General features: G+C 33.9%; 17 protein-coding genes. 10 read left to right on the forward strand and 7 right to left on the reverse strand.

The window, feature by feature from the left end:
* The first annotated feature begins 53 nt into the window (after positions 1–53).
* The gene (locus OUY_RS04500) at positions 54–470 is read left to right on the forward strand and encodes a hypothetical protein (RefSeq protein ID WP_139686800.1); all 417 of its coding nucleotides are present in this window, start codon (positions 54–56) and stop codon (positions 468–470) included.
* Here the strand turns inward: OUY_RS04500 and trhO are convergent.
* Entirely contained in the window at positions 467–1,312 is an 846-nt protein-coding gene (gene trhO / locus OUY_RS04505; RefSeq protein ID WP_139686801.1) for an oxygen-dependent tRNA uridine(34) hydroxylase TrhO, read from the reverse strand. The genes OUY_RS04500 and trhO overlap by 4 nt on opposite strands.
* A 130-nt stretch (positions 1,313–1,442) precedes the next feature.
* On the opposite strand from trhO, the gene OUY_RS04510 reads away from it, so the two are divergent.
* On the forward strand, positions 1,443–3,041 hold the full coding sequence (locus OUY_RS04510; protein ID WP_139686802.1) for an ABC transporter permease: 1,599 nt from the start codon (positions 1,443–1,445) through the stop codon (positions 3,039–3,041).
* 202 nt (positions 3,042–3,243) lie between these two features.
* Here the strand turns inward: OUY_RS04510 and apaG are convergent, their stop codons facing one another.
* The gene (gene apaG / locus OUY_RS04515) at positions 3,244–3,648 is read right to left on the reverse strand and encodes a Co2+/Mg2+ efflux protein ApaG (protein WP_139686803.1); all 405 of its coding nucleotides are present in this window, start codon (positions 3,646–3,648) and stop codon (positions 3,244–3,246) included.
* Positions 3,649–3,754: 106 nt separating this feature from the next.
* Here apaG and OUY_RS04520 point away from each other — a divergent pair, with 106 nt between their 5' ends.
* Positions 3,755–4,831, forward strand: coding sequence for a 5-(carboxyamino)imidazole ribonucleotide synthase (locus OUY_RS04520; RefSeq protein WP_010402894.1), 1,077 nt, complete (start codon positions 3,755–3,757; stop codon positions 4,829–4,831).
* A gap of 1 nt (position 4,832) precedes the next feature.
* Here the strand turns inward: OUY_RS04520 and OUY_RS04525 are convergent, their stop codons facing one another.
* Complete coding sequence (locus OUY_RS04525; RefSeq protein WP_010402896.1) at positions 4,833–5,855, reverse strand: aspartate-semialdehyde dehydrogenase; 1,023 nt, start codon at positions 5,853–5,855, stop codon at positions 4,833–4,835.
* Positions 5,856–5,993: 138 nt separating this feature from the next.
* Between OUY_RS04525 and OUY_RS04530 the strand changes: the two genes are divergently transcribed.
* A complete protein-coding gene (locus OUY_RS04530) occupies positions 5,994–6,419 on the forward strand; it encodes a hypothetical protein (RefSeq protein WP_139686804.1) in 426 nt (141 codons plus the stop codon).
* A 28-nt stretch (positions 6,420–6,447) separates the two neighbouring features.
* On the opposite strand, the gene OUY_RS04535 is transcribed toward OUY_RS04530, so the two are convergent.
* Both OUY_RS04535 and OUY_RS04540 read right to left on the reverse strand, forming a co-directional pair.
* Positions 6,448–7,734 carry an APC family permease gene (locus tag OUY_RS04535; protein WP_010402900.1) on the reverse strand — a complete coding sequence of 429 codons (1,287 nt, stop codon included), beginning with the start codon at positions 7,732–7,734 and terminating at the stop codon, positions 6,448–6,450.
* Between the two features lie 70 nt (positions 7,735–7,804).
* Positions 7,805–9,079 (reverse strand): APC family permease, encoded by a 1,275-nt coding sequence (locus OUY_RS04540; protein WP_029237623.1) that lies wholly within the window; start codon positions 9,077–9,079, stop codon positions 7,805–7,807.
* A gap of 145 nt (positions 9,080–9,224) precedes the next feature.
* Here OUY_RS04540 and OUY_RS06560 point away from each other — a divergent pair, with 145 nt between their 5' ends.
* The 4 genes from OUY_RS06560 (at position 9,225) to surE (ending at position 11,628) form a co-directional block, all read left to right on the forward strand.
* A complete protein-coding gene (locus OUY_RS06560; RefSeq protein WP_246038730.1) occupies positions 9,225–9,689 on the forward strand; it encodes a hypothetical protein in 465 nt (154 codons plus the stop codon).
* The gene (locus OUY_RS06565; RefSeq protein ID WP_246038731.1) at positions 9,689–9,946 is read left to right on the forward strand and encodes a hypothetical protein; all 258 of its coding nucleotides are present in this window, start codon (positions 9,689–9,691) and stop codon (positions 9,944–9,946) included. The genes OUY_RS06560 and OUY_RS06565 overlap by 1 nt, the downstream gene beginning before the upstream one ends.
* 5 nt (positions 9,947–9,951) lie before the next feature.
* Entirely contained in the window at positions 9,952–10,662 is a 711-nt protein-coding gene (locus tag OUY_RS06570) for a hypothetical protein (protein WP_246038732.1), read from the forward strand.
* Positions 10,663–10,857: 195 nt separating this feature from the next.
* Positions 10,858–11,628 carry a 5'/3'-nucleotidase SurE gene (surE, locus tag OUY_RS04550; protein WP_010402923.1) on the forward strand — a complete coding sequence of 257 codons (771 nt, stop codon included), beginning with the start codon at positions 10,858–10,860 and terminating at the stop codon, positions 11,626–11,628.
* On the opposite strand, the gene hisS is transcribed toward surE, so the two are convergent.
* Both hisS and OUY_RS04560 read right to left on the reverse strand, forming a co-directional pair.
* Positions 11,625–12,848 (reverse strand): histidine--tRNA ligase, encoded by a 1,224-nt coding sequence (gene hisS, locus OUY_RS04555; protein ID WP_139686805.1) that lies wholly within the window; start codon positions 12,846–12,848, stop codon positions 11,625–11,627. The genes surE and hisS overlap by 4 nt on opposite strands.
* Positions 12,845–13,417, reverse strand: coding sequence for a NifU family protein (locus OUY_RS04560; RefSeq protein ID WP_006015115.1), 573 nt, complete (start codon positions 13,415–13,417; stop codon positions 12,845–12,847). The genes hisS and OUY_RS04560 overlap by 4 nt, the downstream gene beginning before the upstream one ends.
* 168 nt (positions 13,418–13,585) lie before the next feature.
* On the opposite strand from OUY_RS04560, the gene OUY_RS04565 reads away from it, so the two are divergent.
* A complete protein-coding gene (locus tag OUY_RS04565) occupies positions 13,586–13,837 on the forward strand; it encodes a DnaJ domain-containing protein (protein WP_236607909.1) in 252 nt (83 codons plus the stop codon).
* 91 nt (positions 13,838–13,928) lie between these two features.
* Positions 13,929–14,921, forward strand: coding sequence for an ankyrin repeat domain-containing protein (locus OUY_RS04570; RefSeq protein ID WP_139686806.1), 993 nt, complete (start codon positions 13,929–13,931; stop codon positions 14,919–14,921).
* The last annotated feature ends 107 nt before the right edge of the window (positions 14,922–15,028 follow it).

The raw sequence follows: 15,028 nt of genomic DNA on the forward strand, positions 1-15,028 counted from the left end.
TTGTTAAGATGTGCAGTGTAGTAAAAACATATTCTAATAGTATGGAAAAATAAATGACACGTAAAAAAAATGTATTTGAACAATATGTAGAAGATAAAGTTATATTTTTAGATAGTTTGCGTAACAAAACAATAGGTGAGCTTATCGATTTTATGGACAAAAACCCAAATGTCAAAATCTTTGATTGGATAAGTAACAATACTAGTCATAGCCTAAAGCATAGAAGAGGTTACAATATTAGTAATAATATGAAACTTAGGTGCAGAGGTGCAGGAATTGGTTTAGTTGCTGGTCTAGTTGCAGCATGTTGTTTATGGCAAGAAACTTTAGCTCTTATTGGCGGTTCTGGTGTAGTGTTGATTGCATTTGCTATAGTTGGTGCGTTACTTGGAGCTGGAGCGAGCTATGTAGTAGGTAAATGTCTTGATAAAATTAAGGTTACAAATATGCAAAGAGAAATAAGTCGTTAAAGGTTCGTGTTGTATTCTGAATTTCTTTCAATACTTAAAGATTTACAATCAGAGCAAACTACCTGGCCACGTGAAACTGATTTCAGCTCATCAGTTGAAACTTTACTTGAGCAGAATATGCATTTTATTTTATCACTTGGGGCGAGTGAATGATCAACAGCAATTCTATCATCAAAAACAAAACACTCGCCTTCCCAATTACCACTTTTGTTGTGAGTTTTTTCAAGGTAGGAAAGAATACCGCCTTTAAGGTGATAAACATCGTTAAATCCAAGGCTTTTCATATATGCTGTAGATTTCTCGCATCTGATTCCACCAGTGCAGTACATAGCCACTTTCAGATCTTTACTCTCAGAGAAAGACTCTGCCCACTGAGGAAAATCTCGAAAACGCTGAGTATGTGGATTGATTGCATTTTTAAACTTGCCTAGTTTTACTTCGTAATCATTTCGTGTGTCTATCACTAAAACATCAGGTTGAGAGATAAAATCATCCCAATAATCTGGATCAATGTACTGACCTCTAACGGAAGTATCGAGATTACTTACACCAAGATTCACAATTTCTCTTTTTAATCTCACTTTCATCTTACTAAATGGTTGATATTCTGCTGCACTCTCTTTCCATGTAAGGTCCCTTAGTCTATAATCAGAACGTAGAAAATCGAATATTTTATCAATCGCGTTTCTTTCACCAGATACGGTTGCATTAATACCCTCTTCTGCAAGGAGTATAGTACCCTTTAATTCGACATTGTCGCATGCAACTTTTATTTCATCTTTCATGTCATAATAATTAGAGAATTTTACAAAATGATAAAAAGTTGCAATGACAAAACTCATAATTAATTAGTTTATCGATTTAAAACATAATATATAAAATTATGAAGATATTCAATAGGACGGCTGTTAATTACTGGATATCTTTAGTTTTTGCATATAACATTTTAATATCAAATATAGATTCAAGTTAATGTTTCTGAGAGTATTTAAAAATATATTCTTGTTTTTAGTAAGTGTATTATTTGTCTGCCCTATACTATCGTTAATATCGATTCTATTTACAGAATCAGCAAACTCTGGATGGGTAATTAGTAGACTTTTTCCTGAATATATACTCAATACGTTGATTTTGATGGTAGGAGTAGGGTTAATATCCTTTATATTTGGAGTAATTCCAGCTTGGCTTACTACATTTTTTTCGTTTCCCGGAAGTAGAATTTTTGAGATTGCCTTATTCTTTCCGATATCAATTCCTGGATATATAGTATCGTTTGTTTATGTAAATACGCTAGAGTTTTCAGGTCCGATTCAGAGCTTGTTAAGAGATACTTTTCAATTGGGCAAAGGTGACTATTGGTTTCCCGAGATCAAATCCCTAGGTGGTGGAATATTAGTAATGGGATTTAGTCTATATCCATACGTTTATATGTTGGTCCGCTCAAGTCTAAAGAGCGTTAGTAACTCAGTCACTATTGCATCAACACTTGGGTTCTCCTCATTACAGAGTCTGTTTTCTGTCATCATACCCTCCATACGTCCATCAATTATAGCTGGGTTATCCTTGGTACTAATGGAAGTAATTACAGATTTCGGCACACCACAGTTTCTTGCTATCGATACTTTCACGACGGGAATATACCGTACTTGGTTTTTACTGCATGACAAATATTCAACTACTGTTTTGGCAGTTGCAGAACTGATTTTCGTTGCAACACTAATAGTTATCGAGAAAAAACTACAAAAAAGAGAAATATCTTACTCTTCAATCAATACTAATGCAGATTATCACAATAAACGTAGTATAAACGGTTCTATATCATTGATCTTTTCTTATCTTATGTGTTTATTGCCGATATTAATAGGCTTTATTTTACCAATGATTCCACTTATATATTGGAGCATAGAGAAAGGCTTTTTCATATATGAAGCAAGATTTTACAATATAATAACAAACAGTATTAGTTTATCATTTATTACCGCGCTAATCTCGATCAGCATTGCAATAATTATTGGATATACAGCACGTAAAAATAAGGTAACAAGCAATATAGCATGTCTCATTTCTCTTGGATATGCAATTCCAAATGCAATTATTGCAATTAGCATAATAATGTTTTTAAGCAGAATATCTTCTTTCATTACTCAATATATTGTAGAAATTAGCTTGGTAGGAACTATTGGCGCATTAGTTTACTCATATTTATTTCGTTTTTTTGCTATATCTTTCAAGGCGATAGAGTCGGGACTCAAAAAAACACCAAATGAAATTGAATGGACTGCATATACTATGGGTCATGGGCCTATTTCCACGTGCCTGAATATTCATATTCCCCTTATCAAGAAAAGCATACTATCGGGATTTCTGCTCGTGTTTATGGATACGGTAAAAGAACTCACGGCAACACTAATTATCAGACCATTTAATTTTGAAACTATATCAACTAGAATATATGAACTTGTCAGCGATGAGCGTTACAGAGAAGCTGCCCCATTTTCGTTAATGATAGTTATTATAGGTTTAACCTCTACAATAATCTTATTCACACTTGATGATAAGAATCAAAAATAAACTATTTTGCATCTGTTCAGCAGAGTAACAAAATAAGATAGACGAAAAAAGACAACTATAGAAGCAAATGGTCAGTGCTTTCGTGTTTATCAACTTAGTTGGATCTCAGTATCAGCTACTCGGATGACATTATGGAAGCTCAAATGACAAACCAAGAAGCATTGGTTTCAGATGCACTTAAACAAATACACTATCTTGATGATCAATGAGGTCTAGTGTTAACGTATGGACTATCTAAGGAAAAGGGTGGTACCATAACATCAAAGGTTTTTATGCTCTCTTCGTTCAGAAATTCATATTTACCCTGCATTATTCCTGATGGTGTATTTAAGTATGTTCCACTTGTATATTTGAATACCTCTCCAGATTTTATTACAGGTTGTTCTCCAATAACACCAACTCCAGCAATTTCATTTATTTTGCCCTTATGATCTATTATTCGCCAATAGCGACTTAATAATTGAATGGTTGATGAGCTTTTATTTTTTATCTTAACATTATACATCCATACGTAAGAATTTTCATAAGGAATGGATTGCTCTTCAATGTAAATTGGCAAAACTGTAACTTCAACAGAATTAGTAATAAGTGTGTATTTCATGGTCATCGTAAAGTGTTCATGATAAAAATTTAACACACTTCAATTATACACTTTTTTCATAGATTTTCCAAGCATATTATCGTACTCTAACTAGGAAATATTAATCTACATGATGAACAAAACAGATCCACTGGATAAAAAAGTGATAGGAATAATAGGAAGTGGGCAATTAGGTAAAATGACTGCTATCGCTGCAATAAAACTTGGGCACAAAACGCATATTTTTGCCAGTGCTAAAAACGATCCAGCTTGTTCTGTTGCTGATGATTTAACAATAGCAGACTTCTGTGATAAGAGGGCACTTGAATCTTTTGCACAGAGTGTGGATTTAGTCACTATTGAGTCTGAAAATATTCCATGTAGTGCAATTGATATTGTGTCGCTGCACGCAGATTTTTATCCAGGCAAAAAGGCGTTACACATTTCGCAAAATAGGCTGAGAGAGAAAGATTTTATTAGAGATTTAAGCATAAAAACTGCTGATTACAAAAGTATACAAAATTATAATCAGCTACTAGAAAGTAGTGAAACTTTTAGCTATCCAGTGAGGCTAAAAACAACAGAAATGGGTTATGATGGAAAAGGACAATATGTGATTGAAAATGATTCTGAACTGAAGCAATTTGCTTCCTTCGATTGGAATAAAGAGTACATTCTTGAAGCAAGTGTTGATTTACTGAAAGAGGTTTCAATAGTCGTTGCAAGAAATAAAAACGGTAAAGTAGCTTTTTTTCCTATAGCAGAGAATCACCACGTTGACGGAATACTTAATACTTCAATAGCACCAGCTAAAATAGATAATAAATTAGCCCAAGAGGTACAAAAAACTGCAAAGAAAATAGCAACTGCGCTTGATGTAGTAGGAATCCTAGCTATTGAATTTTTCATCACTCAAAATCATGAATTACTAGTTAATGAATTGGCCCCAAGACCCCACAATTCTTGCCACTGGAGCTTGGATGCATGCAACGTTAGTCAATTCGAGCAGCTGGTGAGGGTAATATGCGGATTACCTATGCAGGAAGTAGTATTACGCTTTCCTTGCATGACAAAAAATATAATAGGTAATGATATATATAATTCTCACAAATATTTGAGCAACGAAAAAGCTAGTTTAACCATATATGGGAAAAAAGAGGTTAGGGACAAGCGTAAAATGGGACATGTCAATATAGATTTAAGTTATTGAGCTATAAATGCTCTTTGATCAAGATCTCCAAGATCTGCACTATATTTAGTGCTGCACCTTTGCGTAGATTATCAGCTACTATCCACATATTTAATCCGTGTTTAACGGTATCGTCTTGTCTAATACGCGATATGTATACGGCATCCTCTTGCACAACATCAATCTGAGTCATATATCCACCATCTTCGCGCTTATCTTGTACTAAAACTCCATCGTCTTCACTGAGCATTTCACGAGCTTCTTCTTCAGTTATATGCTGATCAAATTCTACATTTACTGCTATAGCATGACCAACAAGAACAGGTACTCGTACACAAGTTGCAGTTACTTTTATATCCTCTTCTAAAATTTTTTTTGTCTCCTCTTGCATTTTCCACTCCTCTTTTGTAGAACCATCTTCCATAAACTCTCCTATATGAGGAATGCAATTAAATGCTATTTGCTTAGGAAATATTTCAGGTTTTTTAGCTTCATTCATAAAGATTTTTTTTGTCTGATTGTAAAGCTCATCCATTGCTGCTTTACCTACACCAGAAGTTGATTGATAAGTTGAAGCAACGATTCTCTTTATTTTTGCTTTTTTGTGTAATAAATGTAATGCCAGCAACATTTGTATTGTAGTACAGTTTGGATTAGATATTATGTTATGGTTTTTATATTCCGTAATTTTATCTTTGTTGATCTCTGGAATAACTAGTGGCACGCCTTCTTTCATCCTAAAATAGGAAGTGTTATCTATCACAACGCACCCAGCCTCAGTTGCAATTGGTACGTATCTCTCAGAAACATGAGATTCTGCACAGAAAATGGCTATATTAGTTCCAACGAAATCATAATCCTCAAGGCATAAAACTGTTAACTCTTTGTCACCAAAACTCACCTTTTTTCCCTTTGATTTTTTCGATGCAAAAGCAACAACAGAATCTATCGAAAATTTTCCCTCTTTTTGAAACTCAGCAAGCATGGTCAATACCTCATATCCTACTCTTCCTGTTGCTCCAATAACTGCAATCTTACATCCCATATAAATAAACCTCTGATTTTAAAGCTATATTATATTTTTACTGATAAAATTTACAATTACTTTAATATTTTTACCTTGCAATTAACCATAATTTAGTTATAATTATAAGACACTAGTAATATTGCATGGTAGAATGAAATGAGTAAAAAACATGATGACACTAAGGTCAAACCTGCAGTATCTGAATTTCAAAAGCCTGAAAAAGTCAATAGGTTAGAGATTCAAAATGTTCTTTCAAAAAAAAGCAAGCCAGCGATAAATTTTGATGATAAAAAGTATGGTGTGAAAATTTCTAAGATAGACCAGCATCTTTCAAACAAGAAGCAAGAATCTTTTGGATTAAGAGATTTTTTAAGTTCAATACCAATAATAGGAAGATCTTTAGTGAAAATTTTCACGCCTGAAAAAGAAGAGTATAAAAAACTGCAATCGCAAATAGGTCTTTCTAATAAAGCAAAAAATGAGATCTACATAGATAATAAACGCACAGAAGAAGTAGGTAGCAAACTTGAGAATGGTAATATTGAACAAGTAGATAAAGAGAAAAAAAATCTTGGCCCATAAATATTAACCATTTAAAGTGTATCTCTCACTACTGAATTTGTTGCACAGAAGTTTTGCAGTACCAAAATAAATAAATGGGTATGCCACTTGCAGTGAACAGGCTCGAAATCAGTAGAGTACCTACAGGGGTTTCTAATATCACCCAACAACAAAAGGTTGTTGCTATGCTACCAATTAAAAGCTTATAACAACTCCTCTCCTGTATAATAACCTTTAGAAAGGCAAGACTGCATGCAAGATAAACGAACAAAAATGAAATTACAGAAAAGTCAATAATCGACGTAATCTGCTGGGCAAAATTGTTGTTTGAAGTGAGAATTAGTAAAATTGCAGTTCCAATTGAACTAACTGTTATTCCCCAAAAAGGAGAGCCATGCTTGTTCCTTTTAGCAAAGAATTTTGGCATTAGTCTATCTTCTGCAAGACCAAAAGCAACTTGTCCACTAGATAAAACCCAAGCGTTTAGACTGCCAACACAAAAAATGAATGCAACTATAGAAACAATTAAATGCCAATTACCAGAAAACATAATTTTTATCGCATCAACATATGGTGCTCTTGAACTTGCTAAATTGTTGCCATTGATCAATCCCATAATTGCAAAATTGTTGATAAAATATATAACAGCAACACAAACTGTGCCAAGCACCACAGCTTTTGGTATAGTTTTAGCTGGATTATCAACTGACCCTGCAGGTGCTGTTGCCAATTCAAGTCCAATAAAACACCATAAAGTAAGGAGTGTAGAGCGGGCAAGAATTTGCGATGTTGTAAGACTTAATATTTCTTCACTTATGATAAAATTATTTCTATCGAAAAAAAACAACGCTGCTACAGGTATTGCAAGCAATACAGCAACCTTCACAACCGTGAGCAGAAACTCAACGTGCCCTGCAGTAGCTATTCCCCTTAAATTTATTAATGTAATGATTGTAAATAACAACAGCTCTAAAAATAAACGCATACTTTTGATATCTTCATGGAAAAATGGTGTAAGATAGCCAACACCCACAACTATTAAAGCTGTTGTACTAACCCATGAGATTACCCAATATGTCCAACCAACAAAGAACGCTGCAGCAGGACCAAAAGTATGTTTCACATAAACGTGAGGACCTCCTGTTTCTGGAAACTTTGCACATAGCGTAGCAAAAACTAGCGCAAGAGACACAGCACCAGCTCCTGATATCATCCAACTTATAAGGCTATAAGCGCCATATGGAGCAAGGCTAATTGGAAGCATAAAAACCCCAGAGCCGATCTGACTACTAATGACTAAAGCAAAAACAGCCCAAAAACCTATTTTATTTGACACAATACCTCTTAATTCTATTAATGTAAGCCAGTAGTATAGCTTAAGAATTTTAGCAAATAAAAAATTTAAGTTAAGTTTTTAGTTTATGATACCAAAGTAGATAAATAAGTGTTCCGCTTAAAGGGAATAGACTTGATATTAACAATGTTTTTATAGAAGTCTCGTATATTACCCAACAGCAAAAAGATACAGCCACACCTCCAATTAAAAATTTGCAGTAGCTTTTGTCTTGTATATTAACTTTGAGAAAAGCAAGGCTACATGCTAAGTAGATAAACAAAAATGACACCACAGAGATATCAATTATTGAAGTTACTTGCTCAGCAAAACTTTTGTTTGACGTTAGGATAAGTAAAACTAACACCCCCAAAGTACTGAGTATTATTCCCCATAATGGAGCATCATGCTTATTTTTTTTGCCAAAAAATTGCGGCATTAACTTGTCTTTTGCAAGGCCTAAGGTGACCTGTCCATCAGCTAAAAACCAAGCATTTAAATTACTTACAGAAACGATAAAGGCAACAACAGAAATAATTAAATGCCAATTACCTGGAAACATAATTTTTATCGCATCAACATATGGTGCTTTTGAACTAGCTAGGTCATTACAACTTATCAATCCCATAATTGAAAGACTATTGATGAAATATATCACAGCAACACAGACTGTTCCAAGCACTATAGCCCTTGGTATTGTTTTAGAGGGATTATTGACATATCCTGCAGGTGCCGTTGCTGATTCAAGTCCAATAAAACACCATAGAGTAAGGAGTGTAGAACGAGCAAGAGTTTGTGATATTGTAAAGTTTGATACTTCCTCGCTTACAATAAAATTATTTTTATCAAAGAAAAACAACCCTGCGATAGGTATTGCGAGAAGTGCAATAATTTTAACAATGGTCAGCAGAAGCTCAACATGCCCAGCAGTAGTTACTCCCCTTAAGTTTATTAGCATAATAGCTAAAATTAATGTTATTTCTAAAAGCAAACGTATATCTTGTATATCATTATGAAAAAGCGGGGCTAAATAACCGATACTTGCAATTGTCACGGCTGTTGAGCTTACCCACGAGCTTACCCAATATGTCCAGCCAACAAAAAAAGCTGCTGTAGAGCCAAAGGCATGTTTCACATAAATATGAGGACCACCCGTTTCTGGAAATTTTGCGCAGAGTGAAGCAAAAACTAAAGCAAGAGATATAGCACCAAATCCTGATATAACCCAGCTTATGAGGCTATAAGCGCCGTATGGTGCAAGGCTAATTGGGAGCATAAAAATTCCAGAGCCGATTTGGCTACTGATCACCAAGGCGAAAATAGCCAAAAAGCCTATTTTATTTGACACGACAATGTTTAATTTTTATCTGAATATATTAACAATATAGCTGAAGCTCGAAAATTTCAATTGATCTTTTTTGTATAAAAATTTGCATTTTTTTAATTTAAGCATATAATGAGGAGTATATTAATAGGTTATTAAGAAGTGGTTTATGAATCCGAGGTTAAAAACATTTTTGGTTGTTTGTGGGTATGTTCTATTAGTTGGTGCTGCTATTGGAGCAATTTTTTTATTTGACTACTTACTTGAGATCTTTATTGATGCGCTTTATGCATTCCTTCTTGCCAAAACTTCAAGTGAGGTGTTAGCTGTTTTTGGAACACTTGCAGTTTTACTTGCCACTTGTGTTTTGTGCTACGGACTGCATAAGCTCTGTTCTATTTTTACAGAAAAGATTACAAGTAGCTATCAATCTTTCAAAAATGAAAATAGTGATGATAACATTTTTTCTGAAGTATATAATGACCCGACAATAGGGTTGAAAGATAAGATTTTATTTTTTTCTATATACTCAATATATTGTATCCAATTACCATTTTTGTATTGTTCATCGAAGATATCAGAGCTTAGCAGAACATTATCAAATAGTAGAGCTTGGGTCTTAGAATATGTTTAGTGCTTATTAATACTATATTATTGATCCCAGTAGCACTTCTTGAGTTAATAAAATATCCATTAATAAAGCTCTTCTCGCCTCTGGGTTTAAGTGTAAAGCAAATGAGCTTTTTGTTTAATGTAAGTGATGTAGGCACTGGTAATCAGAATGTTCATACTAGAAGTTTTGAGCAAAGTGTTATTGAGTGTGCCAAAAAATTAAAGGAAGAATATTGGACTCCGTCAAATGAGCTGGATGAAGAGTTTAAAACTATATAGGCGGTTTGACAAATCAGCAGAAAGAACTGATAGCGCATTATTTGAAGGTAGATAATTATAGAGAAGGAGAATGGGTAAGGTGGGTAGATTCTAAAACAAGATTGACATTAACACAGGCTACAAATTTAGTTTTAATTGCAGCAACAAATCAAAATGCAGATGTAGAGCTGTTGAAATCCATATTGCTGGTTCGTTTTGAGGAAAGTAATCGCCAATGTGGTCCTGGAATGCTTAATCGTATCATTTATGCATTAAGTGGACTTGAAGCAGAAAATAATTTTGCAGCTCAACTAGAGCCTCAGATAATAGGAGAGTTGGCCGGTAATGCTACTAAAAGATTTCTTGAGAAATCTTTAGATAAGCACTACTTTAAAATAAAAATTTTAAAAGAAAATTTTGATGACTTATATTCGCCAGGTTCTGAAGTGGATTTGAGCAATGCAAGTGATGAAGTAAAGGATAGAATTTCTCATATGAGAAATTCTATAAAAGAATTTGTATTTAAAGAATTATATGTGAAGTTTTATAATGACTATGGAGAATATATTCGTAGAGGGCAGATAAAACAAAAGCTAAGGGAATTAATAACAGGTGAAGTCGTAGATGCAGCAATATTTGGTAAGATAGATGAGGTAGCAATACCTGCAGAACCATCCACTTGCCTTGAAAGAGTGAAAGCATTTTTTGCAGGGCATGCAAGATTCTCTACTGCTTAAAGCTCTAAGACTTGTCTAAACTTTGATTGTGAGTTAGGCGTAAAATAAAAATTGGTATTTACGATTAACTCACAGCAAACTAAACGATGGCAACCTGGTCACCCTCTAATTTTTCCTTATTGATTCGTAGTAGGTTCTTTGCTATGGTTATGAAAAGAAACCTCATCAGTATACTTTGATAGGTGAGTATTATATATGATAATATTGATAACAAATGATGATGGTTTTGAGAGTGAAGGAATAAGATTACTTAAAGAGATTGCACAGAATTTTGCATCACAAATATGGATAGTGGCGCCAGATACTGATAGGAGTGGAGCTGCAAGATCTCTTGACTATCCAGTGAAACACTCCATTAAAATAAACCGACATAGTGAAAGAGAGTTTAGTGTATCTGGTACTCCTGCAGACTGTGTCATTATTGCGTTAAATAAGATTATGAATAAAAAACCAGATTTAATATTATCTGGAGTAAATATTGGGTCAAATGTTGGAGATGATATTTGTTATTCAGGAACAATTGGTGCTGCAATGGAGGGTGCTGCAAGGTCTATACCCTCTATTGCACTAAGCCAAGTTTATCATGATAAAATAGACTGGAACAATACAAAAGTTTTTGCACCAAAGGTTATCAGCAAGCTAATGAAAGTTGGTTGGCCTAAAAATATAGTGATGAGTGTAAATTTTCCTGCTACAGAAAAAGTGAAAGGAGTAGAATTTGCTGAGCAAGGTGAATACAACATTGATGGGGATTTAACTTTTACTGAAAATTCGAATGGTTCTTTAAGCTTAAATTGGTCTCGGGAACACTCAGGCAGTGGTAGCGTAGATAAAATAAAAGGAGGGTTTATTACTATTACACCAATAAAATTAGATTTTACTGATTATAATACATTGAACGCTATGAAAAATTCTTTTGCAGAAGAATTTTCTTCTATAGCTAACACTCCTATTGCTCTTGATTAGATATTTTCTACTATTTTATCACGAGCGATTACTTTTTCTTCACCCGTATCCATGTTTTTAATTTTTAAAGTTTTACCGCTTAGTTCTTCATCACCAAAGATTAATACAACTTTTGCATTTGCTTGATTTGCTTTTTTCATTCGGGTTTTTAGAGTTCCACTATATTCGTAAATCACATATAAACCATTTCTGCGTAATTCACTTGCAAGTGTTAGAGCATGTTCTTCAGCTTCTCCACCGATTGGAATTATATAAATAGGCCTCTCTTTTTTTTCAGCATAGTTGATTAATTCCATTATACGCTCAATCCCCCCTGCAAATCCTATTGCTGGAGTGTGTTTTCCACCTACTGAAGATACTAGATTATCGTATCTTCCACCGGCAAAAACTGCTCCTTGTGCACCTAAATCTTCTGTGACAAATTCAAATACTGTGTGACAATAATAGTCTAGACCTCGAACTAATTTGCTATTTACAGTGTAAGGTATGCCAAGAGCTTGCAGTCCATTTAACACCTGGTCAAAGAAATATGAAGATTCTTTTGTATAATAATCACTGATTTTTGGTGCGTCAGAGATTATTTCTTTATCTGTCTTATCCTTAGAGTCTAATATTCTGAGTGGGTTTTTAATCAATCTATTTTGACTATCTTCTGATAGGTCATTTTGAAACTTTTTTAAATACGATATCAAAGCTTCTCTATACTGAGTTATTGTTTCACTATCACCCAGAGAGTTGATTTCCAGCTTTACATTTTTATTGATGCCAAATTCAGTTAGTAAGTGCTGAGCGAGTGATATCAATTCAATATCAGCTTTTGGATCTTCTATGCCAAAAAACTCAAAATTTATCTGATGAAATTGCCTTTGTCTTCCCTTTTGCGGTCTTTCATAGCGAAATGCAGGCCCTATTGAAAATAATTTTATCGGCGTGTGCAGTTTTTTTTCAATGAGTAACCTAACAATAGCTGCAGTGAACTCAGGACGCAGAGTTATGCTCTTTCCCCCCGTATCAATAAAAGTATACATCTCTTTAGTGATAATATCTGAGCTATCACCTAAAGTCTTTGTAAAGACTTCTGTGTATTCAAATATCGGAGTTTGAACAGGTAAAAAGCCGTATAAACTTGAGATTCTGCTTGCTGTTTGCTCTATGTGTTTAAACTTGTACCATTCATCAAACAGGAGATCTTTTGTTCCTCTAACTGTTTGATTAGTCATAGCATAGTCTCTATACCCGAAACTTCTGGTATGTGATAGCTTAGCATATTCTGCACTCCTTGTTTTAAGGTAATTGCAGCACTTGGGCACCCAGAGCAAGCTCCTTGCAGTTCAACGTAAACTATTCCGTCTTTATAGCCACGGAACTTGATATCACCACCATCTTGAGCAACTGCAGGTTTAATATAACTTTCCATCAATTCTTTTATTCTATTTACAATTTCTATATCATTTTCATTAAAGAATTCTTCCTCTAGCATTTTATTATCACTTACTCCTTCTTTATCAAATGCTTTTCCACCAGAAGTAAAGTGATCCATAATTGTAGTTAAAATTTCCACCTTTACTATATCCCAATTCATTCTATCTGATTTTGTTACCGAAATAAAATCATGACCAAAAAATACTCTTACAACATGTTCTATTTGAAAAAGATTTACTGCTAGTTTGGAGTTCTTTATTTCATCTGCATTTGAAAAATCAGCTGTTTCTCCTTCGCTCAGAATTTCAAAACCAGGAAGAAATTTCAGCGTGTTTGGGTTTGGTGTTTCTTCAATCTGGATAAACATGTTATTTACCATGACAATTATAATTGTTACTATTTAATCATAAAATGATAAAAAATATACATGTCATTCATCTTCTTCCTTTTTTTGATATTCACAATAATCACGTTTGTTTTACCTAGCGTTGTTGTATTTTTTCTCTTTTTGGCAAAGAGAAATAACATAAGTTTTATGATGAACTCTATATTAAGTAAGTTTTTGAACGAATTTAACAGCAGTAAAAGTTACACCAAAAATTACACTGGTGATAATATGTCCAAAGATGAAGCATTAAAAATACTGGGGCTGAATTCCGAGGCAAGCCAAAATGAAATCAATAAGGCATACCAAAATTTAATGAAACTGGTCCATCCAGACAAGGGAGGCTCGGAATATTTTGCACAAAAGTTAAACGCAGCACGTGATAGATTGCTAAAGACCTAATTTTTAACTATTGTTTTCTCTGTAAATTTTACTTGTAAATACTAAATCATGTGATACAAAGCCAAGGGCGTTGTCTTATAGGAGGTATTTGATGCGAAAATACAGAATAGAAGAGTTAAGGAATAAATTGTTTATTGCTATAAACAAACTTGATTTTGAGAAAGTTAAAAGATGTGTTAGAAAGGAAAAGATTAAAGGTGTACAAAACGATATTATTAATGGTAAGCAATATGGCATGGCACCTATACATTTTGCTACTTACAGAGCTAACTCAAAGATATTGCAGTTTTTGATTAACAATGGTGCTCGTGTTAATGCTGTGAGTGATGCGTGCATTGTTCCTTCCGTATCCATTATTGTAACATATGATATGGAGAAAGTTGTATTTGATTGTATTCACGGCAACACTAGCTTTCAAGGAATGCAAAATTTTACAGCTTTACACTTAGCACTTTATCATTGTCGATTAGATATAGCAAAAGTTCTGCTTGATCATAATATTGATGTTAATATTAGAAGTACAAATGGCAAAATAGCATTTGAGGTTATTCCAGGTTATGAAAGTCTTTGCAGTGATGGCTGTGACATAAAAAAAATATTCTTAGCTGTGTTAAGATTTCATAAAAATAATTGTACAGAACTATTACTTTCTGCTAGAATAAATACTAAGTTAGAATTAGAAGCTGGTGATACTCCAGATCCTGCACCAAGCAGTGCAGTAAAACCTTTTTCTTTTATTAATAGTATATTTAGTTGGGTAACCACTGCCACACTCAATGGCTTATTCAGCAGTGCTCCTACTTTACTTCCTGCACAGCAATCTGTTGATCACTTGGCTGGTAGCCCAATTGGTTCTTCACAAGTTGATTTTAATGCAACAGCTCTACTAGTTGATGTAGTGGTCAAAAAGTTCACAGGGAAAAAGTATTCAAGGCTACTGGACAATCCACCTCTGACAAGACTTTCTATTATAGAAAAAAAACTCGAGACGGCAATTAGTAGTTGTGAAAAACTTTATCAATGTCCTGAAAGTTCATTAAGCAATTTAACGATATCTAAAGGTATGCATCAAAAGTCCCTCTAAATCAGTTAAAATAAGCACTAGAATTCGAGTGCTTATTTACAAAACTTATCCCTTATTTCCTTTTCTAAAGCATATTGCTTCTTATTAAGAGCAAAAAAAATTTGAAT

Origin of the sequence: Wolbachia endosymbiont of Leptopilina clavipes (genome assembly GCF_006334525.1) — a bacterium.
Classification (GTDB): domain Bacteria; phylum Pseudomonadota; class Alphaproteobacteria; order Rickettsiales; family Anaplasmataceae; genus Wolbachia.

What these genes read in the sequence shown, in the direction of transcription:
- OUY_RS04500 (WP_139686800.1), top strand. Translation starts at nt 54, where the DNA reads ATGACACGTAAAAAAAATGTATTTGAACAATATGTAGAAGATAAAGTT.
- trhO (WP_139686801.1), bottom strand. Translation starts at nt 1,312, where the DNA reads ATGAGTTTTGTCATTGCAACTTTTTATCATTTTGTAAAATTCTCTAAT.
- OUY_RS04510 (WP_139686802.1), top strand. Translation starts at nt 1,443, where the DNA reads ATGTTTCTGAGAGTATTTAAAAATATATTCTTGTTTTTAGTAAGTGTA.
- apaG (WP_139686803.1), bottom strand. Translation starts at nt 3,648, where the DNA reads ATGACCATGAAATACACACTTATTACTAATTCTGTTGAAGTTACAGTT.
- OUY_RS04520 (WP_010402894.1), top strand. Translation starts at nt 3,755, where the DNA reads ATGAACAAAACAGATCCACTGGATAAAAAAGTGATAGGAATAATAGGA.
- OUY_RS04525 (WP_010402896.1), bottom strand. Translation starts at nt 5,855, where the DNA reads ATGGGATGTAAGATTGCAGTTATTGGAGCAACAGGAAGAGTAGGATAT.
- OUY_RS04530 (WP_139686804.1), top strand. Translation starts at nt 5,994, where the DNA reads ATGAGTAAAAAACATGATGACACTAAGGTCAAACCTGCAGTATCTGAA.
- OUY_RS06560 (WP_246038730.1), top strand. Translation starts at nt 9,225, where the DNA reads ATGAATCCGAGGTTAAAAACATTTTTGGTTGTTTGTGGGTATGTTCTA.
- surE (WP_010402923.1), top strand. Translation starts at nt 10,858, where the DNA reads ATGATAATATTGATAACAAATGATGATGGTTTTGAGAGTGAAGGAATA.
- hisS (WP_139686805.1), bottom strand. Translation starts at nt 12,848, where the DNA reads ATGACTAATCAAACAGTTAGAGGAACAAAAGATCTCCTGTTTGATGAA.
- OUY_RS04560 (WP_006015115.1), bottom strand. Translation starts at nt 13,417, where the DNA reads ATGTTTATCCAGATTGAAGAAACACCAAACCCAAACACGCTGAAATTT.
- OUY_RS04565 (WP_236607909.1), top strand. Translation starts at nt 13,586, where the DNA reads ATGATGAACTCTATATTAAGTAAGTTTTTGAACGAATTTAACAGCAGT.
- OUY_RS04570 (WP_139686806.1), top strand. Translation starts at nt 13,929, where the DNA reads ATGCGAAAATACAGAATAGAAGAGTTAAGGAATAAATTGTTTATTGCT.